Below are 23,816 nucleotides of genomic sequence, written 5' to 3'. Positions count from 1 at the left end.
TTATATTATTTTGATTTTGATAGCAAATTTACGAATAATCTGTAAGCTCCGGGAATCCCGGCAGGCAATTGTCTGAAAAAAGACAAAGATGTATAAACAAATTTACCTTTTCCATATTGAGCAATGAGTAATGAGCCATTATGTAACGGTTCGCCGGGATCTTGCATGGTGATCGGGGTGCGGTACTTTTTATCGATATCTTCCGCAAAGTAGAGTCCCCGCTCCTGCACCCAGTGTTCGAAGTCAGCTTCGCTGATCTTGTTCGGGTAATTAAAAATCGGGTCATTTTTATCGAAATGTACCGTTGCAAGTTCGTCTGTTACACGGCTTCTGCCGATGCTAAAAGGAAAAGGGCCAAAGTTTTTTGAGAACAGTCCATTGTTTACATTGTACTGTTCCAGGACCGTTCCACCCAGGTTCACATACGCAAGTAGTCTGTTTTGGAGCTGTGCAATTTGCTTGTTGACATTGAATATTCGTACACCCAAGATTACAGCATCGTAGCTAGAGAGATCTGCTTTTAATGCCTGTTCGTTACTTAATACATCGACTTTAATACCAATGGCCGCCAGCGACTCCGGAATTAGATCCCCTGCCCCATGGATGTATGCCACTTTCTTTATGTCGTTGATCAGGTTGACATTGCTCATTTTTATAGCGACATCTGGGAAATAAACAATATTAGGTATATGATTGTAATCGATGGATTTTATCTCTTTTAAGTGCTCTTTGTTTGCTAAGAGGAACCCAAGGGTATCAATGGAAGATTTAGAAGCATCTGATGGTTTTATGCTGATCTCTTTGGAAATTGTACGTTCGCCTTTGTCAAAAGATAGGTCAAAAGATGCCGGTGAAACTTCCCAGCCTTGGGGTACATTCGGTCTGACGTTAAACGTGGTTGTGTTTGCTTGTCCGTTTTTCTGAAAAGTCAGATTCACTTTGACAGTGTGGGCATTTTGTGTAAGTGCCAAAAGGCTGGAACTTTTTGCCGTCAACTGTGGGACGATCACAATGGGGACGTAGATTTCGCCACGAACAGGATCGGTATATTTATATTTTATGGGTTGACTGAGTGTGATATTTTCACCATTGATCCGGAGTTGAAATGATACCTCTGGAGCATAGGGGTTTTCTGGATAGCCAGTCAGGTTAAAATCACTGACATTAAATTTGCCTTTTCCATGTGGTTCAATCAACCAGTATGGTTGTGTCGTCCTGTCGGCAGGTATAAGAACCGAGTCTCTTTGTAGCTTGTTTATTTTTAGTGTTTCATGAATGCTTTTTCCATTTATTTGAGTCAGCTCAACCGTTACATTTGGACGCCGAACAATAATGGAATGTTCCACTTTGATCTGATCTTCCAAGGCATAAGATGGATTTTTAGCGATACTTTCGAACCAAATTCCACCACAGGCAAGAATTAGTTTTTCAACCTCATTTTTCTTTTCAGTTTTCCAGTATTCATCATCAATTTGATCCAGTGCTTTGTACAGTTGGATCAATTCAGCAATGATCAATTCGGGCTTATCAATTTGATATGTTTGATTGATGTGATCAATTAAGGACTGAACTTTACTGCCGTTTTGAATTCTTTTCCATGAGGTGTCAACACCATCCAAGAGTGTGTTTTTGGCAGGTGCACCGTCTACATACTCAAAGTATTCGATTGATGAGCCACGTTGGCTTGCTGAACCAAAGCCTTGGCTTTTGTGTGATGAACGGCTGTGTGCGGCAATTTCCCCATAAGAAGCTCCTAGAAGAGAATTGTAATCCCCGATATCTATTTTTAACTGATCTTCACGTGTATTGTTTTGACCTCCGAAGTTAGCTGTATTCCAAAGCAAGCGTTTAGCTTTCCAGGGGCGTACAAATTGAAGTTGCTCTGGAAATTGATTCGGATCAGCAGCAGCTTTAAAGGCTTCATGTGCTAAAATTGCAGACGCTTGATGATGACCATGTCCACCCCTTGGATCTGGAGGAAAACGTGTGATGATGACATCGGGCCTAAATTTGCGGATAATCCATACGGCTTCGCGAAGAACACGCTGTTTATCCCAGAATTCGAAAGTTTCTTCTGGAGTCTTTGAGAATCCAAAATCATATGCTGAGGAAAAGAATTGCTCACCCTTATCGATTTTTCGAGCAGCCAGTAATTCCTGCGTTCGAATCAATCCAAGTTCAATACCTTGTTCTGTTCCGATGAGGTTTTGTCCGCCGTCACCTCGAGTTAGGGATAAATAACCTGTTTTATATTTTTTTTCCTGAGCTAGCCAAGCGATTAGCCGGGTATTTTCATCATCCGGATGTGCCGCAAAATAAAGGACTGAGCCCAACACGTTCAGTTTTTCTAGATTAACTTTAATTTCAGCAGCATTCCACTGTGGATTCTGTGCTTTAACGATTGAAGTTGACAAGATACCAGCCAAAATAATAATAACAGAGAGAAAAGGTCTTCGCATGTTTAAAGATAAAGATTTTGATGAACAACGGATTGTTGGAGATTGTAATTTTATTGACAGTCTTTAAGTAGCGTGTTTATGACGTTGGTTTATTGCTTTGACTTACGGATATTAACCATTAACCTGATTCAACTTAGGTCAATATTTAGCGAAGAGGTAAAGGGATCGATCGTTGAAAGGTAAAACAGAGGTATAAATAAAAAACGGAAATCCCAATCAATTTGGAATTTCCGTTTAACAATTAAAATATTTTTTCCTGAAACGAATTTTTAGAGAATAGTTATTTTGTCGCTTCGCTCCAAGTGGCAACCTTTAACATAGTAAATATATGTAGAAAATATTTAGTTCTGTTAGATTACTTTAATTAGTTTTCCACATTGCTAAATTTTGTCAACATTTTAGCTTTTGGAAAACATATAATATATAGGCGTCATGCGTTTAAGATGCTGCAATACAACGATCTTTAGGGTAAGATAGATTCTCCACTACCTTAAAAAAAATCTGGATTGGTCTAAATCCAATTGCATATTTGTTTGACAAATTTCAATTGATGTTAGTTTTTATGCTTCAAATGCTCAAAAACGACAGGAACAACCTTTAAAGAAAGTTTCACACGAATGCTTTTTTGCAAAGACTATTTATCAATAGCACCTAGAACACGCTTCATAAACATATTTAACGCGTCTTTTTTTGAGTTACCTTCTTTAATTAATTTATCAACCTCTACAGCTCCGTATAGGTTTGAAATCAATTCACCAAGAACGTCAAGTTCTTCATCCTTTAAAGGAGCTTCGGTTAATGCTTCCAGTGTCTCGATTGTTTCCAGGACATAATCTACATCATTCTGCTCGATGAACTCTGTCAAATGCTTAATTACTGGTAGTTTCATTGAATAATTCTACTAATGCGTCTAACTTATTTGTTTGTACCTGATTGACTAATTTACCGTTCTTAAAAGCGGCAAAAGTGGGTAGGTTATTGACATTTGCCAGTTTGCGGGATTCAGGAAATTTTTCTGCATCAGCAATAACAAAAGGTACGCTATCATTTTCGCCAGCCAGTTTTTTGAATTTTGGTTTCATGATTTTGCAGTTACCGCACCAAGTGGCAGAGTACTGAACCATCACAATATCGTTATTGTTTACAATTTCTTGTAAATTATCGTTTTCTAATTCTTGTAACATGATTTTATTATTAAGGTGATTGTTGGAGAAATCAACAGGAGCCGGGAAAAGCTCCTGTTGATAAGACACTGTGGTCTTGTATTGTTAGTGTTTCGCTAAATAATCAGCTACACCTTTTCTATCTGCGTTCATGGCATCTTTACCTTCTTCCCAGTTTGCAGGACACACTTCGCCAAATTTCTGAACGTGAGCGTAAGCGTCGATCAAACGTAAATATTCTTTAACGTTACGGCCCAAAGGCATGTCGTTTACTGATTCATGGAATACACGGCCAGTTTCATCGATCAAGTAAGTTGCTCTATAAGTAACCGCAGAACCTTGAGCCAATGTTCCGTATTCAGGGTGTTCAACTTCTTGAACATCTAAGATTCCCAATATACTTGATAAGTTACGGTTGGTGTCTGCCAAAAGAGGATATTCAACACCTTCAATTCCACCGTTATCTTTTGCTGTGTTTAACCAGGCAAAGTGTACTTCATTTGTATCGCAAGAAGCGCCGATTAAGACTGTATTGCGTTTTTCAAACTCAGCAGCTGCTTCTTGGAAAGCGTGCAATTCAGTAGGACATACGAAAGTGAAATCTTTTGGATACCAAAATAAAAGCACTTTTTTACCTTCTTTAACTGCTTTTTCAAAAATGTTGATTTGTAAATTGTCGCCTAAATAATCAATTGCATCTACTGTAATGCTTGGAAAACTTTTACCTGTGAAACTCATAATATATCTTTCTTTTTTTTGTTGACACAAAGATACAGCAACTCGATGCAAAAAGCGAATTGATTTTACCAATACACTATCGTCAAAATCTATTATGACTAGATTATAACAATAAGTTTTTATTATAATAATGATAACTTGATCTCATGATGAACAGATCATTTGAATGTTTCTTGAAAATAAATGAATTAATACTGCGGTAGTTACAAATTTATGGCCTAAAATAATTGCAGTTTTGCAAATCAAAAGCTACTTTTGCGACGTTCAATTCTAGAACAACACAATGCTGGAGGGGTTCCAGAGCGGTCAAATGGGACGGACTGTAAATCCGTTGCTTCGGCTTCGAAGGTTCGAATCCTTCTCCCTCCACCATTTTTCATTTTCTAAATCCAGTTTATCTTTCAGGTTCTAAATTTGCGTTTGTTCGGGACTATTCCATCGTACATGAAACGGCTTTAATATAGATTTTTTGCTATTGTGGATGTTAATGGCTTTAGTATAACCAGTCTATACAGGGGTTACCTCTCTTTTTGAAAAAAATATAACAGGATTTTAGACTAGCTATTGACTTATATATAAAATAAACCTAAGTTTGGCTTCTGAAAAGGCCCCGTAGTTCAACGGATAGAATAGATGTTTCCTAAACATTTGATAGCAGTTCGATTCTGCTCGGGGCTACTGAGAAAAGCGATGGATTTCCATCGCTTTTTTTGTTTAGTGTTTAATAGTTTTTCTTTTCTTATCAAAATAAATGCGTAATAGAATTGTAAATTTTTAATAGAATGTTTACTTTCGGATCATTATTTACACATACAGCAATTTTACTTTTGGCCTGTAATTCTGTAACATAGATTGAATGGGAAAATTTTTATTATACCAATTTAGAAAGGTATATGCAGCTAATCCTGCTTTTTTTGTTTGTTTTGCCATTTGGATGGCCTTAATGACAGCTATAGTTGTATTTATACCGAAGGGAGATTCATTCCATTTTGTGAATACACGTCATGCATTTTGGGCCGATATTCTTTTTACAATACAGACCTATTTTGGAGATGGTCTTTTTGTTATAGGTGTTTTTATTGCTTACTGCTGTACACAGCAGTGGAATTTTGCTCGAGCTATCCTCGGGACTTATATCTTTTCAGGGCTGATCTGTTGTGTATTGAAAAACCTTTTCGATGCCGATAGACCGGCAACGGTATTTCATGGAGACCCAACATTCCATGTTGTTTCTTGGTTGCGTGTAGCGCACTTTAACTCTTTCCCTTCTGGACATACAACGTCGGCCTTTGCGATGGCAGCTACGTTAGCCATTATCTCAAAAAATAGGGCTTTTGGTATAATTTTATTTGTTCTTGCTGTATTAACGGGCTATTCTCGGGTGTATTTGGGCCAGCATTTTGTAGAAGATGTATGGTTTGGATCGATTTTAGGAACCAGTACAGCTTGTTTTTATTTACTTGCAATGCCTTATGTTTTAAGAAGTAAACGCATGTCATTTGGCCTGAGATTTCTTCAGGTCAAAATCTAAAGTGCAAATTCGGTAAACATGTGCGTTGATAGATTAGGCTACGCGTGTTTCTTTAAATAAAGATAATCGCCCAACCATCACAAACATCAATAGGCCGAAACAGGCAAAAACACCGTAGGAATAGCGTAGGCTAAAAGCTTCAGCAATATATCCAATTAAAGGCGGTCCCATTAAGAAGCCCAGGTAACTGATGCTTGAAACCATGGCTAAGGCTACTCCAGATGGTACATTTTTGTTCTGCCCAGCAATGCTATAGATAGATGGGACGTTACAGGCCACACCCATACCTACCAACATAAAGGCTAGGGTACAGATGATAAATTCGGGGAAGATAACCGATGTCATCATTCCGACGAACATCAGGAGGCCACTGTATTGCAGGGTTCTTTTTCTCCCTAATTTGCGAATGACAGCATCACCAACAAAGCGCCCAGTGGCCATCATAATCATAAAAGACGCGTAGCCAACGACAACAAATTTTTCAGGAGCTTGAACGATCTCTTTGAAATAGACCCCACTCCAGTCAAACATTGCCCCTTCTGTTGCCATGCTGAAAAAGCCGATAATGCCGAGTTGAAGTAAGCCACCTTCTGGTTTAGAGAAAAAACTACGCTTTTCCTTTTGAGGAGATTTGCCCGGAACCAGATACTTTTGGTTGATTAGTGTATTCGCTGTGACAATGACTAATATGATTAAAAAATGATAAAAGGTGTTCAGACCCAAATTCATCGTTAACAAGCCAACTAGTGCGCCTGTGAAGCCAGCGATGCTCCAGGCCCCATGAAAAGAAGTCATTATTGATTTTTTGAAAATCTGCTCAGTTGCAACGCCTTGCGTGTTAACGGAAATATTACACATATTGCCAGTGACACCAAACAGAAATAATATGCCTCCCAACTGCCAGGCATTCTGTGCGAAGGGGATGGAGCACAAGACCAAGGTGTAAGCGATAGGTACAATACGCAAAACACTTGCACTGCCATATTTTGTGACCAGCTTTCCTGAGAGAGCCATTGTTGCAAGCTGCCCAACAGGAAGCATTAATAAAATTGTACCCAATTGCCCCTCACTTAAATGGAGATGAGCTTTAATAACGGGAATTCGACTTGCCCAAGATGCAAACGCGATCCCTTGGCAAAAAAAGAAAAGTGATACCGCGATTCTTATGCGATTTCGTTTGTTATAAAGATCTTCTTCTGAGTGAGTTAACGTTGCTTCCATAGTTTCTGATTTGAGGGGGCAAAGTTAAGGATAAGTATCCCATTAAAAAATATAATGATTCAAAAAATACTTCAACTTTTGGGTTGCAATAGGGATACAGAAATATGCCTATATTTAAATTGTTTATCGGTAAGCTTATAATTATATGCTATTGTTGTGATAATTATCTTCTCTTGCAATCTTCTGGTAAGAAAATAGTACCTTGTCCTTTTTTGAATTCGGCTAAAACATATGTATTCAATGTGATATACTTTGCATAACCATTCCTTGTATAAAAACCGGAAAGAGACACATTTGTTTCAGTCTATTTCAAGCATGCTTCAAGTTAAGAAGATATTAGTTGCGGAAGTCAAAAATAGGCCAAGTGGGAACTTCTACTTCATTAGAAAATAAATACCAATGAAATAGGGAGGAAAGGCCTACGATCAAATGTTGAAATAGTGAAGAAATAAAAATATAAAATTCTTCACTATTTCATAGTGGTTTGTTCAATACCTATTCTACCTTTGTATTGGCAAACAATTATTAGCCTCCTAGATAACATGATAAAAAAACTAATCTTAAGTACAGTTCTAGCCTATGCTGGAACAACCTGTGTTATTGCCCAACAACCCACATTTTTGTCCCATCCGACATTGAGTCCCGATGGTAAGGAAATGGTTTTTAGTTACGAAGGTGACCTTTGGAAAATAGGGAGCCAGGGTGGTGTTGCAGTTCGGCTGACAGGAATGGAAGGAAATGAGATCAATCCACGAATTTCCCCTGATGGAAAATGGTTGGCTTTCTCGGCCAATCAAAATGGTAACATGGACGTCTATGTGATGCCTTTGGCTGGTGGAGATATACGACAGCTTACATCGCACGATGCTTCGGATGAAGTAGACAGCTGGAGCTGGGATAGCAAGACGCTTTATTTTACGTCATCGCGTTACAATAGAATGAGTGCTTATCAAGTCGCTTTGGATGGCGGAACGGCAACAAGGTTGTTTCCTCATGTCTTTAATTATATCAGTAATGTGGTGCCAACACCTTCAGGAGAATTATTATTCAATGACAGCTGGGAAGGCTATAGCTCGGCCAACCGCAAGCGATATAAAGGTGCTTTCAATCCGGATATAAAGTCCTATAATCCCAAAACAAAAGCTTTTCAACAGTATACAGATTATATAGGTAAGGATTTTTGGCCGACAGTAGACCAGAAAGGAAACATATTCTATGTGTCCGACGAAAGCAATGGTGAATACAATCTTTATCAAATAGCTGGAAAAGCGAAAACCCAATTGACCTCTTTCCCAGAATCAATCAAACGTCCGTTTGTCGCGGCAGATGGTAGTAAGATCGCTTTTGAAAAGGGGTACCAGCTTTATATTTACGATGTCAATGGAAAGAAAACCATGCAGCCCAGCATCGCACTTAACCGTAATCAGGTCCTAGGAAAGCTGAAGGAGTTCAATATTTCAGGTAACATCAGTAATTTCGACGTTTCACCGGACGGGAAAAAGATGGCATTTGTATCCCGTGGGGAATTGTTCGTTTCGGATATCGAAGGAAAGTTTGTTCGTCAGATGCCTAGTCAAGGGGAGCGCATCATGGAAGTTAAATGGCTTAAAGACAGTAAAACATTGCTCTATAGTCAAACGCATCAAGGGTATCAGAACTGGTTTTCACGTACAGCAGACGGTAAAGGAGAGGTAAAACAATTGACACAAGATCTGCGTAACAATCGAGATATTACATTCAATGGGGATAAAACAAAAGCGGTATATCTCAGCGGACGTGATGAAGTTCGTCTATTGGATTTGACAAGTTTGAAGAGCCAAACAGTAGTTAGAGATGAAATCTGGGCATTTCAAAATTCTTCGCCCTCATTTTCTCCCGATGGAAATTATCTTTTATTCACGGCTATACGCAATTTTGAACAGGATATTTTTGTGTATAACCTGAAAAATGAGCAAACGACAAATTTGACAAATACAGGTGTTACAGAAGCAGCACCATATTGGTCTCCTGATGGTAAATACATTTATTTTGCGAGTAATAGGACTAAACCTTCTTATCCTACTGGTATGCAAAACTCAAGCATTTTCCGAATGGCATTGACCAACTTTGACCAACCTTATCGTAGCGCAAAGTTTGATGAATTATTTGTAACACCTGAAAAGAAAGATACGACAGTAAATAAAACTGGTGCAACTAAGAAGGAAGATGCTGCTAAGGATAAGAAGAAAAATGATGCCGACAAGGTAAAGTCAACCGCAATACCAGCAGCCGAAGCAAAGAAAGCTGTTTTGGTCCAATTGGATTTAGAAGGATTGCGTGACCGAATTGAGCAAGTCAGTCCAGCATTTGGAACACAATCTGATCCTTTGGTGATACAAAAAGGGGATAAATCCTATTTGTTCTATGCTTCCAATCATGAAGGAAAATATAGTACATATCGTACCGTATATGAGTTATTTACACCAGCCAAAACCGAAAAAGTCACAGATGGAGGTATGGGGCAATTTGTAGAGTCTGCAGGCAAGTACTTCGTGCTGACCCGAGGAACAATTCAGAAATATAATCTTGACTTGAATAAGCTTGATGCGGTCACCATGAGTTTTAAATTCAATCGGGATCTTGAGAAAGAGTTCAATCAGATGTTTTATGAGACATGGGCCAATCTGGAGGAGAATTTCTACGATAGCAATTTCCATGGTGTAGATTGGACCGCTGTTAAAAAGAAATATGAGAAATATCTTCCAGGTATCAACGATAGGACAGATTTGCGCATCCTCTTAAATGATATGTTGGGCGAACTCAATTCGTCACATTTGGGGTTCAGTTCTATGGGGCAGGAAGAACGTAAGCCGTTTGGTTTTGTAACGAATGAAATCGGTGTGATCTATGATACAAGCAACCCTTATAAGATTAGCTATATTGTTCCGAATGGCCCCGCAGCAAAGAAAGAGGCCGATATTCACGCGGGTGATATTCTCATGGCGATTAATGGAACAAAATTGAATACGCAGGCAGACCGCGATAGTTATTTTACTTGGCCTTCACTGGAAGAAGAAATCCAATTGACCTTGAATCGTAATGGCAAGGAAATTCAGACAAACATTCGTCCGGTATCAAGCGCTGTGTTTAGAGACCTCCTCTACGACCAATGGATTAGAGATAACCGAAGCCGAGTTGATCAGTTGAGTAGCAATAAGATAGCGTATTCACACATGAAAAATATGTCGGATACTGAGTTACAGCGGTTCTTGATCGACATGGCTGAACAGGAGAATAACAAACAAGGGATTATTTTAGATTTACGGTATAATACAGGCGGAAATGTGCACGATGAAGTTTTACGATTCCTGTCACAACGCCCTTACTTACAATGGCAATACCGAGGTGGTAAACGTGCGCCACAAAGTAATTTTGCACCATCTGCCAAACCTATTGTTTTATTGATTAATGAGCAATCGCTGAGCGATGCTGAAATGACCGCTGCGGGCTTTAAAGCCCTTAAATTGGGGAAAATCATCGGTAATGAGACCTATCGTTGGATTATTTTTACTTCTGCTAAAGGCTTAGTCGACGGATCAAACTATCGACTTCCGTCTTGGGGATGTTATACGCTTGATGGTCAGGATCTCGAGCAAACCGGAGTTGCCCCAGATATTCTTGTAAAAAATACAGTACAAGATCGGATAGAAAATAAAGATCCGCAATTGGAAAGAGCAATAAAAGAAATTCTTGACAATATCAAATAGGGAAGTAACAATTAGAATTACTTACTGTAAATAGGCTGTCCAACTTTTTTGAGACAGCCTATTTTTTTTAACGTCTCATGTTTTTATGAATACGATCTTCTAATTTTTGCTATTTATTACCCTTCAGCGTATGATTTACCTCATTCGGTTCATTTACTTCATTTGGTCCCACCCTTTGCTCTGTGGAAGTTAATAGACGATTTTAAATGGTTTTATTTTTTTAAGTATCTGTTTATCAGTTTTTAATGTTTTTGTGCACTGTTTCATTATGAAATTGGTGATTTTCCTGCATCCCTTCTGAAAATATAAGGCAATATGGAAAAGATTGTATTACAGGTAAAAGAATCTTGCTCTGCAGATTGGGGTAAGATGACGCCGCAAGAACAAGGCCGTTTCTGTGGCCAATGTGAGAAGATGGTTGTTGATTTTTCACAGATGAATGATCAGGAAATTGTGGATCAAATAAAAAAAGCCAGTAGGGGGTTATGTGGTCGATTTTATGAAGATCAGTTGATGCGCGAATTGGATGCTACTATTTCTTTTTCTAAAACCCCCATTTGGCAAGGCAGATGGACAGGCATTGCTGCGGGCCTCCTATTGGTTGGATCCTTGAGTTTTCATACTGCTCAAGCACAAAACAAACTGACTGGAGAAGTTGTCGTTGTCCAAACAAAAACGAAAAATGCTCAGATAAAGAAGCAAGGTATGGACGACTCATCAAACGATCATTCAGCTTTAAAAGGAAGCGGTGATAGTACGAAGGTAAGCATAAAAGGTAAAGTTGTTTGTGCTGGAAACGATGTAAGCATGGTGGGAACAGAAATATCCCTAGGAAACTATCGTACGGAAGTGGATGCAAATGGAAATTTTCAACTTTGGGTACCGCAATCTCTGTTTCGAGTAGATCAAGAGCTCCGTGCGCAGATGTTCGGCTATAAAACAGCTGTGGTTCCATTCAAAAAAGGGAGTAAAATGCAATTGGATAAACCAATAGAAATGGAAGTTAAGCCAATGATTATGGGAAAGATCGCTGCGCCAAGGACACAAAACAATATACAACGGAAGAATAAATAGTTTAAAGATTCTCTTTAGTAAGAGACCAACAATCTCGCTTGAATGTCATAAAAGTCAAAAAAATAGTCTTTTCCACTTGACTTTTTCTACGGTGAACCTTACATTTGGATTATCGAATGACTTCGTAGCTCAGTTGGTAGAGCAACAGACTCTTAATCTGTGGGTCCTGAGTTCGAGCCTCAGCGGGGTCACTTTCAAAAAAGCCGTTTTACGTAAGTAGGATGGCTTTTTTATCGCTAACCTAAGTTAGGGATTGCCATTGTGCAGATATTAGCCTTAAATCGTTTTTCTGATGTTGTATGTTGTAATTTTCGGATGACTAATTCCATTATTTTTATTGGCATCGCGTATTATTTCTGCTAGGAAAACATAAAACTCTTTAATCTGTTATTAATTCAGCAAATTTATTACGTAAATTTGTGTTTCAGACGATAAGCTTATGGAAGACAAGAAGATTTCGATATTGTATGTTGACGACGAAGAAAACAATTTGTTTTCTTTTAAAGCGACATTTCGACTAAAGTATAAGGTGTTTACGGCAATTAGCGGTGCCGACGCAATCGATATTGTCAAAAACAACCAAATACATATTATTATTACTGATCAACGGATGCCGGAAATGACCGGTGTGGAGTTTTTGGAAGAGATTATTAAAATAAACGCAGCCCCAATGCGTATTCTTTTGACAGGATATACAGATATGGCGGCTGTTGTTGATGCCGTTAATAAAGGAAAAATCTTTCATTATCTCAACAAGCCTTGGAGTGAAGAGGAGCTTGATCAAACGATTCAACGCGCTTATGATGTTTATGCAGAGCGTCAAAAGATTGTGGAGACCAATTCTCAACTTGAGACTTCGAATGATCAGTTGGAGTTTTTGCTTCGCCAAAAGCTGCTTTCCTAAAAGAATGTTATTTTAGGAAAGCAGTTTTTATTTAAAATGCCTGTTTGCGTTGAGATAACACTCGCTTCCATAGGATATGCTTGGCAGCGGTGAGGGGCTTATTTGCTCGGTATAACGACTGTAAACGTGGTGCCCTGATTTGGTTGTGACTGCACGTCAATTTTTCCATGTAGCTTCAAGAGCGCATTCTGGACATTATAAAGTCCAAATCCCATCCCCTTAGCTTGATCACTAGCCCTGAAAAATAATTTGAAGATATCTTCAACATATTCTGGAGATATCCCTATCCCGTTGTCACTCACAATAATTTTGGCTTTTCGTTCTGATACCAAAACCGAGAGTTTGACATACTGGTTCTCCTGCCCTTTGCGTTGGTATTTAAAGGCATTAGAGAGAAGGTTATGCAAAATGAGTTCTAGCAGTGCTTTGTCTCCATTAAAGATTTCCTTTTGGTCCACTGAGATTTCAAAAGCAACATCTTTATTTTGCGTATACATGCTGTAAAACTGGCGTATGTTGGCAAAGAGTTCTTCGAAATTTATCTCTGACAACATAAGTTCACCTCTTCGTAGGAGATAATAGTCCCGTAGACTGTCAATATAAGCATCTAAGCTGACCAATGAACTATCCATTAGGGCTAGTAACTCATGAATGCGGTCTATACTGTCAAACTCCAGTCCAAGTTTTACAGCAGAAAGAACACCTGTTAATGGGTCACGAAGGTCATGACTGACACTATAAGCAAATTTATCCAATTCATCATAAGCTTTTTGTAGCTCTTGATTCTTAACTTCAAGCATAGAGTTAGCAATATAAAATTTATTTGCTTCTTCTATAGCGGAAACGATCTCTTCATTCATCCATGGTTTTCGGACAAACCGAAAGATATGGCCCTTATTGACTGCATCAATTACAGTTTCCATATTGGCATAAGCCGTTAAAAGAATACGAATCGGTTTTGGGAAGTCTTTTTTAATGCGATGCAAAAAATCTATGCCCATCTCATCAGGCATACGTTGGTCACAGAAGATAATACGGATATCAGGATGACTATGAAGTATCTTCTCAGCTTCGCTCGTGTTGGATGCTGTATGGATAGCATAATCGTATCTAAAGTTTGCTTTAAAGCTAACCAAATTGTTTACTTCGTCATCGATATATAATATTTCAAGCTCCCTCTGCATAATTTTATTATATGGTTTATTCCCTTACAAAAGATATGAAAAAATAATAGTTAATTGAACTATTTTAAGTTTATAGTGGTACTAATTATTCTGTTGAATCGGAATGATGAGCGTAAAACTTGTTCCCGCTCCCACTTCTGAGTCTACAATAATCCGACCGTGATGTTTCGCAACGGTATTATAGGCAATGGACATCCCTAGACCGGTACCCTCACCAACGTCTTTCGTGGTAAAAAATGGTTCAAATATCCGTTCATGGATTTCTTTAGGAATGCCGATACCATTGTCGGCTATTTTGATAAACACTGATGTATTATCGCTATAAACTCCGGTCTCAATCCATATTTTGCCACCAACATCGTGATTAAATTTTTTATTTACAGCGTATATGGCATTGGTCACAATATTCAGGAAGACTTGATTTAGCTTTCCTGCATGGCATTCGACCTTTGGCATATCGCCATAGATCTTATCAACTTCAATCGTGTTATTCAATAAACTATTGAGAATAACCATGGTTGATTCTAGCCCTTCATTTAGATCGGCAAATTTTAATGTGTCCTCGTCAACACGTGAAAAGATACGCAAACTCTTTACTATTTCAGCGGTCCGGTGGGCTCCATCATGCATCCCTTTTAATAGAAAATCTACCTCTGTTTTTAGATAGTCAATATCCAGATCATCTTTGAATTTTTTAATCTGCGTTTGTTTCTCTGTATCGGATATTCCTTCTTTAAAGGCTATGCGCTCCACTTCCTCCAGTGTTTCCCAGATCATCTTGATATCACGTTTTAAAGGAGCAACGTTGGATGTAACAAAGTTGATTGGATTATTGATCTCATGTGCAACCCCAGCAGTCAATTGACCTAAGGAAGCCATCTTCTCGGCTTCAACAAGTTGAGACTGTGTTTCCTTCAAGTGAGTAAGTGTGGTTTGTAGAGACTCATTAGACTCTGTTAACTCACGCGTCCGCTCATCTACTTTTTGTTCCAGTACAATATTTTGCTCGCGTATCAATTTTTCGTTTTCTAGCGAGATCGCTAACTCCCTGACTTGTGACGCTTCTTTCTCTTCTTTTAAGATATTGATACTATAGGCTAGACCGAAGGACAATAAGGCCATCTCTACAACAGATGCAATTTGTACGGCATTGCTTGTGAAATCGTTATATTTTAAGATGCCATAGTCTTTCAGTAAAAACACGACGGAACCTAATAATAAAATTGTCCAACCGTAAACAAAATATTTAGCCGGTTTATAACCATTTATCATCACACGATAGGATAGGTAAAGGACAAATAAAGACCCGGCCCCTGTTGTTAGCTGCATAACCATGAACGCTGGTTGTGTCAGGTTGAGCAGTGTAAGAAGGCTGCCAATGACAAAAAGGATGATAAAAACAGTAATCACACGTCTTGACCGAGGCGCATTTTTCGGTAATTGAAGAAATGAATCTGCAAAAAGCAGGGCACATAAGCCTGATAAACATCCAAAGATAATAGGCCCCTTTGTTGCAAAATAAGTCCAATTTGGCCACAAATATTGAAAACTGTAACCTTTAATACCCATTTGTGTTATTCCTGCGCAAAGAACATAAAGTACATAATACAGATAGCCTCTTTCACGAACAGAAAAAAACAAGAATAAATTGTATATCGCCATAATGCCGACAATGCCAATATAGATGCCGCTTAACAAACTGTCGTCATTCATCTCTTTTAAGAAACTGCGCTCATTACTTAAATAGATGGGGAGAATAATCTGTTCCGTACTTTTTATACGAAGAAAAAATATGGTCTTCTCATTTCCAGGTAATTGAATGTCGAATGCGTAATTGGGAACCTTATATTTTCTAGCTGAAAAAGACCGATGTTCTCCCAACTTGATCGATTTATAACTACCATTTGATGATGGTATAAAAAGTTCGACCTCATCGAGAAGAGGATAGGCAATCTCGAGCAAGAGTTCAAGTTTTTCTTTGCCCTTATTTGTCACGGGCAATCGAAACCAGATGTCAGCGGGTGATATGCCCAAATTGGGTACCTTGCTTTCTACCGATTGAAAGGAGGAAGCTGAAGTGTCCGCAAAGTTAGGTTCGCCTTTTCCCGTATAACGCTCCAGGCCATATCCGATTAATATGCGCTGTGTTGGGTGATCGATAATAACTTCTCCAAAACAGGCTGAACTGCACGTAAAAATAAATAAGAAGATCAAATTAAGCCAGCATTTCATCACTATATGCTATTTTTTTGCTTCGGCTATAACTAAATTCATAGAAACAAGGAAACAGCCAGCCTCATCAGCGTGGTCTAATGTTTTTTGAAATCCCTCCATTTCAGCTGTACTCAATTTCTCTTTCTCAACCATCTCCAGAAGAATTTTATCTAAGAAAAGATAGCGATTGGCCTCTTCTTTCGAACGGGCTACCATACAGTATGTTTGCAATTGAACTTGTTTAAAGCCTTGAGTCAATAGGTCTGAAGTTAATTTATTCCCAGCCCAGCCATTGTTGACTTTTTCTTCGGTCAAATAATGACATATCTTAGCCTCAATGTTAACATGTTTGCTGTAAAACGTCAGGCTGTTCCAAATGGTCTCAACGATCACTAAGGGTTGACCTTCACGCAAAACACGGTGAACCTCAGCAAACATTTTTGGCGCTTCCAGCAGATGTTGTACAACGCGCTCCATTCTAATGCCAGAAATGGAATTATCTGTAAAGCTAAGTTGATAAACTTCACCCTGAACAAAGTCGACGTTCTTTACCTCTTCACTGCTTGTTTTGGCATGCTCGATTAAAGCCTTATCATGATCCAACCCAACGACAAGTACATTATGGCCCAACATATTAGCCAAATTGATGGCATCCATTCCAGTTCCACAGCCAAGATCGACGACAACCCCCTCTTTAATCGTATTAAAAGGAGTATATGAATGTATTTTTAATTGTTTAAGAAAATCACCGGTATCCATTAAATAGCCGGCACCATAATGTTTAGTGTCCATTATAAGATATTTAAATTACGATCATCTGGTTTATGATCTAATGATGTATGTTTCAGATTTTTAATAATTTCATTTAAATCCCATTGATTGAGATTCGGAATATCGATTTGATAATGAATTTCAATCTCCTTATTCCGCAAAGTTTCTATGCGGACAATATTGGAATTATTACGAAGCGACAAAATTGCATCTTTGTTTTCCTGATCGGCTTCGGTCAAGGTGTCTAGATTGCGCATAATCATTACGGTAGCCAGTAGATCCAGCTTCGGATAATAGAATGTGCCATTATTTCCAACACTTGTATCAATGCGGTAGCCAACACTTTCTGCTAATTTCACCGTGTAAGGAGCACATAAAGCAAAGAGTGATTTAATGCCAACCTGTGTACTGATGGCGGCACCAGCTCTCGTCAAAAATATGCTGCCAATGCCATATCCAGCAATCTCCCTGGAGTTCCAAAGGCCACAACCTTCACCTGTCCCCTGTTGCGCATAATCATAAACAAGGTCTAAGATTTTAGCGTCCATCGCTCCCGTGGCCTGTTCAATGGGAAGTGGTTCGCTCCCTCCAGATACGTGTATACGTACTCCACCATAGACTTTATCGCCATCAAGGGATTCTACGATCAATACGAATGATGCGGGATTGTACATCCAGTCATTTTTGGAAGAAGTTACTTTCTTTACGCCTATAGCAGTTAACACGTGCGCGTGTCCTTCTATGAAACGTTCACAGGTTTGGGGATCGTCGATAGCCCGAAATGCTCTGAGTCTTACTACTGGACGTCCGTCGTTGAATAATAATGCCACCGAATGCTTTGATTTATCGTTTAAACGCAAAACTAATCAATTAAATGCAAAGGTGTTTACTCTTCAAATAAATTATACCCTAATGCAACCGCCTGCACCTAGTGATGGTAAAAATTGTTTGATTCCTTTTTCACCTTTAAGGGCCCAAATAGCCCCTTTTAACTGATGTCATCGAAAATACATTTTATCATCTTAATATGCTGTATTTTCGATATACAATAAATTTGACCTTGGAAATATTAACGTTTCTGGAGGCTATTTTTATGAATCTGACCGTCTTTCATGATTAACAGAAAGTTTTTTTCAGGATCTGCCAATAGTTTTAAATTCTTAAGAGGATCTCCGTCTACAAGGATTAGATCTGCCAACGCTCCTTCTTCTACTGTTCCCAGCTTGCCAGGATAAGGACTTCTTAATCCCGAAAGCTGCAGAAGCTCGCCATTGTCTTGGGTAATCATTTTAATGATTTCGACATTCGTAAACCACTTTTGAAGGCGTAAAATAAAAGTATTCTGCAATTTATTCAGGTCCGGTTCAAAAAGGAAATCTGTACCCCAAGCTAGTTTTACCCCATATTTCTTAGCCATAGGCCATACTTTTTCTTGACCTTCAATGACAGGCTTACGCTTGATTCTTCGTTGTGGATCCATATCGGGTGTATCTTCCACAAGATTCTGTAAACTAAGCCAGATATTTTTTTCTGCAATTAGCTGTAAAGTTTCTTCATCGAGCAATTGTCCATGCTCTATACATTTTACGCCAGCTTCGATCGCTCTTCGAATTGCTCTTGGCGTATATGCATGTACGGTGACATAGGTTCCCCAGTCTTCGGCTGCATCTACTGCTGCTTTCATTTCGTCTAGCGTATATTGGGTGACATCCACAGGATCATATGCTGAAGAAGTTCCTCCGCCTGCCATGAGTTTAATTTGACTTGCCCCGAATCTTAGATTCTCTCTTACTGCAGTCAGCACCTCATCACGACCATCGGCGATGAAGGTTGCTCCATATCGCTCCGCACGAGAGACAACGCCGAAAAAACGACGCGATTTTTCCTCCGGTGTCCGAAAATCTCCATGCCCTGCAGTTTGGCTTACAACGGCACCAGAAGGCCAGATTCTAGGCCCTAAAAGCTTGCCCTTGTCGATCGCTGCTTTTAATGGAAATATGGGGCCGCCGACATCACGTACACTTGTAAAACCCCGCATTAACATCTGTTGAGCCGATAGCCCCACCGTCTTGATCAAGAAGTCCTCGGATAGGTCATTTGTCATCATTTGAGGCATTGTCAAAGCTCCAAATACCAAATGGACATGCACATCAATCAATCCAGGTATCAGTGTTTTGCCTTTAGCGTCAATTCTGACGATATTCTTTCCTTGTGCGTCAATAGGGGATGTACTGATGGTCTGAATTGTATTTCCGTTTATTAAAACATGTTTTGGTGGAGTTAAGGTTTTAGTTGTATAGTCGAGCAGTTTGACATTTTCTATTAAAACTTGCTTTTCCTGTGCTTGGATAACATGTACAAAAGCCGAACAAAGAAATAAAGTAAGTAGTTGACCTAAACGCATAGCTTGGAGAATTACGTTAAAATATAATATGACAAATCAATTTTAATTCAAGCTAACTAATGTGCTTGAAAAAATATCTTCTAAGTTAAATTATAAATTCAATATATTTCAATTTTTTCACTATAAATTTTTGCTCTGCCAGCCTTTTTTGAAGAAGTCTTTGTGTAATGTACGCTGTTAATCGCAAGAAAAATGCTAAATTTATCCAATCATGATATATAAAAAATCTATTATAAATTATTTAAATATCGTAATTCCCAAGATTGTCTCCATAAGAGAGCTACTCACCTATGCCCTCTTACTCGGCTTATCAGCTTATGTATTTCTACTGGTTTTTCAGCCATTTGGAACGTATAATTTTGAGAATGCCTATAAATTTAGCTTGTTATCCGGATACGGGGCTATTTTATCCATTGCATATGCCTTAATTTCTATTGTCTTGCGTAAAAAAAGGGGGACAGTTGCGATAGAACTATTTCGTATTTTTCTTGTGTTCCTATTATCAAGTTTTTTAAATTTCGTCTATCACGGTTGGTTCATCAATCAGGCCCCGTTGCAGTGGAACAACCTGCCCTATATTGGATGTTACACGCTTTCACTTTATAGCCCTATTGCAGCGATTTATTTTTTGCTTCGAGTTGATAAGCGTCATTCGAATCATGAAAAGAATAAATCGTCGATAGAAAGTCTTTCAATAAAGCCAGCTATGATATTGAGTCAAGCGAATGACTGCCATTTGGCTTTGGTCGATATTCCCAATGGTAATCAACCGTTAAAGTTGCTGCCAAGCGATTTTATTTTTGCAAAATCGATGGATAATTATTGCATGATCTACTTTAGGAAGGATGGCATGGTAAAGAAGCAGATGGTACGAATTACGTTGAGCCGCTTATCTGAACTGTTGAATACAATGTCTATTCACCGATGTCATCGGTCCTTTCTTGTCAATTTTGAAAAAATCCTTGTAAAGGAAGGGAATGCCCAAGGTTTTTTGTTACGTTTTGCAGATACTGAAGATTGTGCTGTTATTTCGAGGTCTGCTATAGAATCAGTTAGACCCTATTTGTCGGACTGACCACCCACGTTTTGGTCAATCGTCCCTAAATCTTGCCATACGCCACATAACTTTGTATACTCGTCTTGGGTAGCATAATTTTGTTCAAAAAAAAGATGAACACAAAAAGTTTAAACCTGCTGGTATTATTTCTCTTCTTCGGAATATATTTTATCCTCGATTATTTGTTTTTTGCGCCCCTTCAATCCATGATAATCAACTATGTCCAAAGTAGATTTTTGGGGCATGTACTGACGTATTCAATTAGCCTTGTACCGTTGCTTTTTGGGGCAATGCTGCTTAAACCGAAAGGGCAGAATGAATTCTTGGAAAAATTTGGGTTGAAAGGCAATTTTTTACAGGGGCTTTCTTTTGGAATAATAGCTACCTTACCGATGTTCTTGGGGTATGCCTTTGTTTTTACCTTAAATCGGAAAATAGATCCAAACGGGCTATTAATAAATAGTGTGTCATCAGGATTCTTTGAAGAAATGATCTTTCGTGCCTATTTTTTTGGTTTAGTTTTTCGCTATACCCGACTAGGTTTTATTCCATCCATTTTAGCTACATCACTCCTGTTTGCTTTACTACATCTTTATCAGAGTCAGGATTTGGGTGAATTGGTCCTGATTTTCGGTATGACTTTCTTCGGCTCTATCCTATTTTCGTGGTTGTATGCTGAGTGGAAGTTTAACCTTTGGATACCGGTAACACTTCATGTTTTGATGAATTCGGCTTGGATGATTTTTGATGTTTCGGACAATGCTGCCGGAAATGGATGGAGCAATTTTTTCCGCTTTTTGACCATCATTGTAGCAATCATAATGACCATTGTCCATTCAAGGAAGTCAAATGGCGGTCTACAAATTGAAAGGAAAAATTTGTGGCTAAAAGATTAGAAATCCGGAGTTTTTTTAATGAACCTTCATAGCTGTAGATATGTTCTTCAAATGATCTGGCCCACATTTGGAATGAGCGTTGATTTAGGTTGCCAAAACTATGAAGCTTTTGATAATAGTATTGGATCTCGAAGAACCCCTGAAAACCAGTATTTTTTTTTGGCATGGGAATCGCTACCTTGACCTTTATGAATAGACAGCTATTTTCACCCCTATCTTTATTCCTAGGAGCGACGTTATCCATTGGAATCTTGAGCTGTGGACACAATACAAAAGTCAACGGTGCGGATTTAAAGGATTCTGCTGAACTTAAAACAGTCGCTGTGAAGGATACGATGGCTGCTGCTAAATTTCCTCCTTTGCCAATTGACTTTGACAAGACGAAGGTTTTAAAAAATACCTATGTTGTTGATCGGGCTGGAGCCGAACTTAGACAAGGCGCGGATAAGGCTGCCCCGCTATTAGGAAAATATCCCTATGGTACCAAGCTCGATGTGATCGGTGAAGAAGGAGAATGGATTGCCGTAATGGATCGTATCCAGCGCGATTATAGCGGGAACAATGGCGAAAAAGGTGATGTAACGCGATGGGAAAAGGTCTATGTAGCGAAGTCCAAGCTGGGGAAACAAGATAAAATTACAATCTCTCCCAAAGATTTAAATTCAATCGTTTCATTGACGATAAATGGTAAAGAAATGTATTACGAAAATGGACATTCTTTAGATAAGTATCTCCAGCTAGAGTTGATTGATGAGCAAACGTTCTTAGCCGCTCGGAATACGGCTAAAAACTACTTGATCAAGGATACTCTGTCTTATCCCAAAAATGGAAAGATTTTGGAATTGCCGTTGACAAATGGGAAAAAGCTAACATTTAAGGATAAGGATATCGATAATGAATTAGAAGCCAGCTATTCTTATAAAGGGCATTACGATTTTTTAAATGCTTTTGCTGTTGATGGGAATTATTGGGAAAGTGCTGATGTGCGGCTTTTTGATAAACAAGATGGTCATCTTATTGTGGAATGTGGGGATTATCCATTCTTCTCTGCCGATAAAAATTACCTGATGACCTTGCATGCCGACCCCTATGAATCGACGGGCGACCTGCAGCTCTTCCACGTGAAACAAGGAAAGGTGACACCGATGCTTTTTATTAGTTTTAAAGAGTGGATGCCAACCTGGAAAGAAGAGTTAATGTTCTGGGGAAAGGACGGTTGTATCTATACTGCTGCCAACCATGTAGACGGTTACTGGGGTGAAGAAGGATCGCTGAACGAAAGATCACAATTTATCAGAATCAAGATATTACCCCATTAAACAGGCACAAACCATACTTTTATTGGTTTACTGCAGGCGTATATATTTATTGTTTTTCTGTTTTAAGTAAAACTATTCTGGCATGCACCTGTTGTATTCCATAAAATAGATTATAGTTTGTAATTTAGCTGGATGAAACTAAGAATATTATCGTTATTTACTATCCTTCTTCTCTTTTCCACGTTGTCTATGGCACAAGATAAGCCATGGAAACAGCATAATAAATGGATTTGGGGTCCTTCAGTAGGGTATCAGTATCAAAGTGGTAATTTCCTTAAAGTTTCGGGTTGGGGATTATTTGCACCTAATGATTTTCAGTATATGAAAATTGATGCCGGAGCCAATTTCAGCTGGATGGAAGGTAAAACGACTGTTATTCCAGAGCTGGGGTTTACCTATTATCTAAATGATTTTGTTGTTTTTCCTTTTGTAAAAGCAGAGTTAACACCTTATACCATAACGCCAAAAGTTGGTGCAAGTCTATTCTCTATTGTGGATCTGGGAATAGGTTATGGATTTGATTACAATACTAAGAAAAATTTTAAGCCGATTGACGGAATTACCGTTTCAGTAGGGGTAAATATTCCGCTCAATTTTCATATTTATTAATTGAAAAATGCGCAGTAAGACGGTTTATAAACTCCTGGGGTCACTTGTTGTGTTATTAGCTATAGTTAGCAACCTAAAAGCGCAAGACCACTTAATCGGTCCGACGTTAAGCTACCAGTTTCAAAAAGGGAGTATAATAAAAACTGGTGCTTATTTCGCATTTCCTTTTATAGGAGATCATATTCTCCGAGCAGATGCCACAGCCAACTTTACTTGGACACAAAAGAAGTTTGCCGTGATACCTGAGGCTGCAGTAACGTATTATCCTCAAACATATGTCTTAACTCCCTTTGTTCGTGCAGAGCTTACTCCGTATACCTTTACGCCCAAAGTTGGAGTGAGTTTGGCCACATTGGTGGATATTGACTTTGGTTATGGATTTTCCATCAATGAAAAAAAAGATTACAATCCGATAAAGGGGTTCGCGGTGTCTCTTCGATTTAGTATTCCGCTAAATTATCGAATCAATATGTAGCTTAGATTAATGGATCCCACATCTGCTTGGTTTACCTTCCAAAAGCTAAAC

Annotated in this window: 19 protein-coding genes and 3 tRNA genes; 12 read left to right on the top strand and 10 right to left on the bottom strand. The window is 38.7% G+C overall.

Going from position 1 to position 23,816, the window contains the following annotated elements:
- Positions 1 to 5: 5 nt before the first annotated feature.
- The 4 genes from CBM24_RS26915 to CBM24_RS26900 form a co-directional block, all read right to left on the bottom strand.
- Positions 6 to 2,459 (bottom strand): PIG-L family deacetylase, encoded by a 2,454-nt coding sequence (locus tag CBM24_RS26915; RefSeq protein ID WP_088163377.1) that lies wholly within the window; start codon positions 2,457 to 2,459, stop codon positions 6 to 8.
- Between the two features lie 634 nt (positions 2,460 to 3,093).
- The gene (locus CBM24_RS26910; protein ID WP_046673203.1) at positions 3,094 to 3,348 is read right to left on the bottom strand and encodes a DUF6952 family protein; all 255 of its coding nucleotides are present in this window, start codon (positions 3,346 to 3,348) and stop codon (positions 3,094 to 3,096) included.
- A complete protein-coding gene (locus CBM24_RS26905) occupies positions 3,329 to 3,643 on the bottom strand; it encodes a thioredoxin family protein (RefSeq protein ID WP_046673204.1) in 315 nt (104 codons plus the stop codon). The genes CBM24_RS26910 and CBM24_RS26905 overlap by 20 nt, the downstream gene beginning before the upstream one ends.
- An 84-nt stretch (positions 3,644 to 3,727) precedes the next feature.
- The gene (locus tag CBM24_RS26900; RefSeq protein WP_070562738.1) at positions 3,728 to 4,360 is read right to left on the bottom strand and encodes a peroxiredoxin; all 633 of its coding nucleotides are present in this window, start codon (positions 4,358 to 4,360) and stop codon (positions 3,728 to 3,730) included.
- A 288-nt stretch (positions 4,361 to 4,648) separates the two neighbouring features.
- Here CBM24_RS26900 and CBM24_RS26895 point away from each other — a divergent pair.
- The 3 genes from CBM24_RS26895 (at position 4,649) to CBM24_RS26885 (ending at position 5,891) form a co-directional block, all read left to right on the top strand.
- A tRNA-Tyr gene (locus CBM24_RS26895) sits at positions 4,649 to 4,732 on the top strand.
- A gap of 234 nt (positions 4,733 to 4,966) precedes the next feature.
- Positions 4,967 to 5,038, top strand: a tRNA-Arg gene (locus CBM24_RS26890).
- Between the two features lie 178 nt (positions 5,039 to 5,216).
- A complete protein-coding gene (locus CBM24_RS26885) occupies positions 5,217 to 5,891 on the top strand; it encodes a phosphatase PAP2 family protein (RefSeq protein ID WP_088163376.1) in 675 nt (224 codons plus the stop codon).
- A gap of 33 nt (positions 5,892 to 5,924) precedes the next feature.
- Here CBM24_RS26885 and CBM24_RS26880 read toward each other — a convergent pair whose 3' ends face one another.
- Positions 5,925 to 7,112: an MFS transporter gene (locus tag CBM24_RS26880; protein ID WP_088163375.1), complete on the bottom strand. Its 1,188-nt coding sequence runs from the start codon at positions 7,110 to 7,112 to the stop codon at positions 5,925 to 5,927.
- A 542-nt stretch (positions 7,113 to 7,654) separates the two neighbouring features.
- Between CBM24_RS26880 and CBM24_RS26875 the strand changes: the two genes are divergently transcribed.
- The 4 genes from CBM24_RS26875 to CBM24_RS26860 all read left to right on the top strand — a co-directional run bounded on the left by CBM24_RS26875 (position 7,655) and on the right by CBM24_RS26860 (position 12,836).
- Entirely contained in the window at positions 7,655 to 10,858 is a 3,204-nt protein-coding gene (locus CBM24_RS26875) for a S41 family peptidase (protein ID WP_088163374.1), read from the top strand.
- A 315-nt stretch (positions 10,859 to 11,173) separates the two neighbouring features.
- Entirely contained in the window at positions 11,174 to 11,932 is a 759-nt protein-coding gene (locus tag CBM24_RS26870; RefSeq protein ID WP_088163373.1) for a hypothetical protein, read from the top strand.
- 118 nt (positions 11,933 to 12,050) lie between these two features.
- Positions 12,051 to 12,123 (top strand) — tRNA-Lys (locus tag CBM24_RS26865).
- A gap of 248 nt (positions 12,124 to 12,371) precedes the next feature.
- Positions 12,372 to 12,836, top strand: coding sequence for a response regulator (locus CBM24_RS26860; RefSeq protein WP_046673283.1), 465 nt, complete (start codon positions 12,372 to 12,374; stop codon positions 12,834 to 12,836).
- A 98-nt stretch (positions 12,837 to 12,934) separates the two neighbouring features.
- Here the strand turns inward: CBM24_RS26860 and CBM24_RS26855 are convergent, their stop codons facing one another.
- The 5 genes from CBM24_RS26855 to CBM24_RS26835 form a co-directional block, all read right to left on the bottom strand.
- Positions 12,935 to 14,020, bottom strand: coding sequence for a hybrid sensor histidine kinase/response regulator (locus CBM24_RS26855; protein WP_088163372.1), 1,086 nt, complete (start codon positions 14,018 to 14,020; stop codon positions 12,935 to 12,937).
- Between the two features lie 81 nt (positions 14,021 to 14,101).
- Positions 14,102 to 16,252: a 7TM diverse intracellular signaling domain-containing protein gene (locus CBM24_RS26850; protein WP_088163371.1), complete on the bottom strand. Its 2,151-nt coding sequence runs from the start codon at positions 16,250 to 16,252 to the stop codon at positions 14,102 to 14,104.
- 9 nt (positions 16,253 to 16,261) lie between these two features.
- The gene (locus tag CBM24_RS26845; RefSeq protein WP_088163370.1) at positions 16,262 to 17,026 is read right to left on the bottom strand and encodes a methyltransferase domain-containing protein; all 765 of its coding nucleotides are present in this window, start codon (positions 17,024 to 17,026) and stop codon (positions 16,262 to 16,264) included.
- Positions 17,026 to 17,835 (bottom strand): hypothetical protein, encoded by an 810-nt coding sequence (locus CBM24_RS26840; protein WP_070562848.1) that lies wholly within the window; start codon positions 17,833 to 17,835, stop codon positions 17,026 to 17,028. The genes CBM24_RS26845 and CBM24_RS26840 overlap by 1 nt, the downstream gene beginning before the upstream one ends.
- A 239-nt stretch (positions 17,836 to 18,074) precedes the next feature.
- Positions 18,075 to 19,409, bottom strand: coding sequence for a metal-dependent hydrolase family protein (locus CBM24_RS26835; RefSeq protein WP_088163369.1), 1,335 nt, complete (start codon positions 19,407 to 19,409; stop codon positions 18,075 to 18,077).
- 211 nt (positions 19,410 to 19,620) lie between these two features.
- Between CBM24_RS26835 and CBM24_RS26830 the strand changes: the two genes are divergently transcribed.
- The 5 genes from CBM24_RS26830 (at position 19,621) to CBM24_RS26810 (ending at position 23,765) form a co-directional block, all read left to right on the top strand.
- The gene (locus CBM24_RS26830; protein ID WP_088163368.1) at positions 19,621 to 20,484 is read left to right on the top strand and encodes a LytTR family DNA-binding domain-containing protein; all 864 of its coding nucleotides are present in this window, start codon (positions 19,621 to 19,623) and stop codon (positions 20,482 to 20,484) included.
- 95 nt (positions 20,485 to 20,579) lie between these two features.
- Positions 20,580 to 21,362: a CPBP family intramembrane glutamic endopeptidase gene (locus CBM24_RS26825; RefSeq protein ID WP_088163367.1), complete on the top strand. Its 783-nt coding sequence runs from the start codon at positions 20,580 to 20,582 to the stop codon at positions 21,360 to 21,362.
- Positions 21,363 to 21,550: 188 nt separating this feature from the next.
- Positions 21,551 to 22,681: an SH3 domain-containing protein gene (locus CBM24_RS26820; protein ID WP_157698594.1), complete on the top strand. Its 1,131-nt coding sequence runs from the start codon at positions 21,551 to 21,553 to the stop codon at positions 22,679 to 22,681.
- 132 nt (positions 22,682 to 22,813) lie between these two features.
- On the top strand, positions 22,814 to 23,290 hold the full coding sequence (locus tag CBM24_RS26815; protein ID WP_088163365.1) for a hypothetical protein: 477 nt from the start codon (positions 22,814 to 22,816) through the stop codon (positions 23,288 to 23,290).
- A gap of 7 nt (positions 23,291 to 23,297) precedes the next feature.
- Positions 23,298 to 23,765, top strand: a complete 468-nt coding sequence (locus CBM24_RS26810; RefSeq protein WP_088163364.1) for a hypothetical protein — start codon at positions 23,298 to 23,300, stop codon at positions 23,763 to 23,765.
- The last annotated feature ends 51 nt before the right edge of the window (positions 23,766 to 23,816 follow it).

This window comes from Sphingobacterium sp. G1-14 (genome assembly GCF_002196555.1).
Classification (GTDB): Bacteria; Bacteroidota; Bacteroidia; order Sphingobacteriales; family Sphingobacteriaceae; genus Sphingobacterium; species Sphingobacterium siyangense.
This window is presented reverse-complemented; position numbering and strand designations above follow the sequence as displayed.

What these genes read in the sequence shown, in the direction of transcription:
- CBM24_RS26830 (WP_088163368.1), top strand. Translation starts at nt 19,621, where the DNA reads ATGATATATAAAAAATCTATTATAAATTATTTAAATATCGTAATTCCC.
- CBM24_RS26850 (WP_088163371.1), bottom strand. Translation starts at nt 16,252, where the DNA reads ATGAAATGCTGGCTTAATTTGATCTTCTTATTTATTTTTACGTGCAGT.
- CBM24_RS26910 (WP_046673203.1), bottom strand. Translation starts at nt 3,348, where the DNA reads ATGAAACTACCAGTAATTAAGCATTTGACAGAGTTCATCGAGCAGAAT.
- CBM24_RS26815 (WP_088163365.1), top strand. Translation starts at nt 22,814, where the DNA reads ATGAAACTAAGAATATTATCGTTATTTACTATCCTTCTTCTCTTTTCC.
- CBM24_RS26915 (WP_088163377.1), bottom strand. Translation starts at nt 2,459, where the DNA reads ATGCGAAGACCTTTTCTCTCTGTTATTATTATTTTGGCTGGTATCTTG.
- CBM24_RS26835 (WP_088163369.1), bottom strand. Translation starts at nt 19,409, where the DNA reads ATGCGTTTAGGTCAACTACTTACTTTATTTCTTTGTTCGGCTTTTGTA.
- CBM24_RS26860 (WP_046673283.1), top strand. Translation starts at nt 12,372, where the DNA reads ATGGAAGACAAGAAGATTTCGATATTGTATGTTGACGACGAAGAAAAC.
- CBM24_RS26845 (WP_088163370.1), bottom strand. Translation starts at nt 17,026, where the DNA reads ATGGACACTAAACATTATGGTGCCGGCTATTTAATGGATACCGGTGAT.
- CBM24_RS26855 (WP_088163372.1), bottom strand. Translation starts at nt 14,020, where the DNA reads ATGCAGAGGGAGCTTGAAATATTATATATCGATGACGAAGTAAACAAT.
- CBM24_RS26875 (WP_088163374.1), top strand. Translation starts at nt 7,655, where the DNA reads ATGATAAAAAAACTAATCTTAAGTACAGTTCTAGCCTATGCTGGAACA.
- CBM24_RS26870 (WP_088163373.1), top strand. Translation starts at nt 11,174, where the DNA reads ATGGAAAAGATTGTATTACAGGTAAAAGAATCTTGCTCTGCAGATTGG.
- CBM24_RS26810 (WP_088163364.1), top strand. Translation starts at nt 23,298, where the DNA reads ATGCGCAGTAAGACGGTTTATAAACTCCTGGGGTCACTTGTTGTGTTA.
- CBM24_RS26825 (WP_088163367.1), top strand. Translation starts at nt 20,580, where the DNA reads ATGAACACAAAAAGTTTAAACCTGCTGGTATTATTTCTCTTCTTCGGA.
- CBM24_RS26880 (WP_088163375.1), bottom strand. Translation starts at nt 7,112, where the DNA reads ATGGAAGCAACGTTAACTCACTCAGAAGAAGATCTTTATAACAAACGA.
- CBM24_RS26820 (WP_157698594.1), top strand. Translation starts at nt 21,551, where the DNA reads ATGAATAGACAGCTATTTTCACCCCTATCTTTATTCCTAGGAGCGACG.
- CBM24_RS26905 (WP_046673204.1), bottom strand. Translation starts at nt 3,643, where the DNA reads ATGTTACAAGAATTAGAAAACGATAATTTACAAGAAATTGTAAACAAT.
- CBM24_RS26885 (WP_088163376.1), top strand. Translation starts at nt 5,217, where the DNA reads ATGGGAAAATTTTTATTATACCAATTTAGAAAGGTATATGCAGCTAAT.
- CBM24_RS26900 (WP_070562738.1), bottom strand. Translation starts at nt 4,360, where the DNA reads ATGAGTTTCACAGGTAAAAGTTTTCCAAGCATTACAGTAGATGCAATT.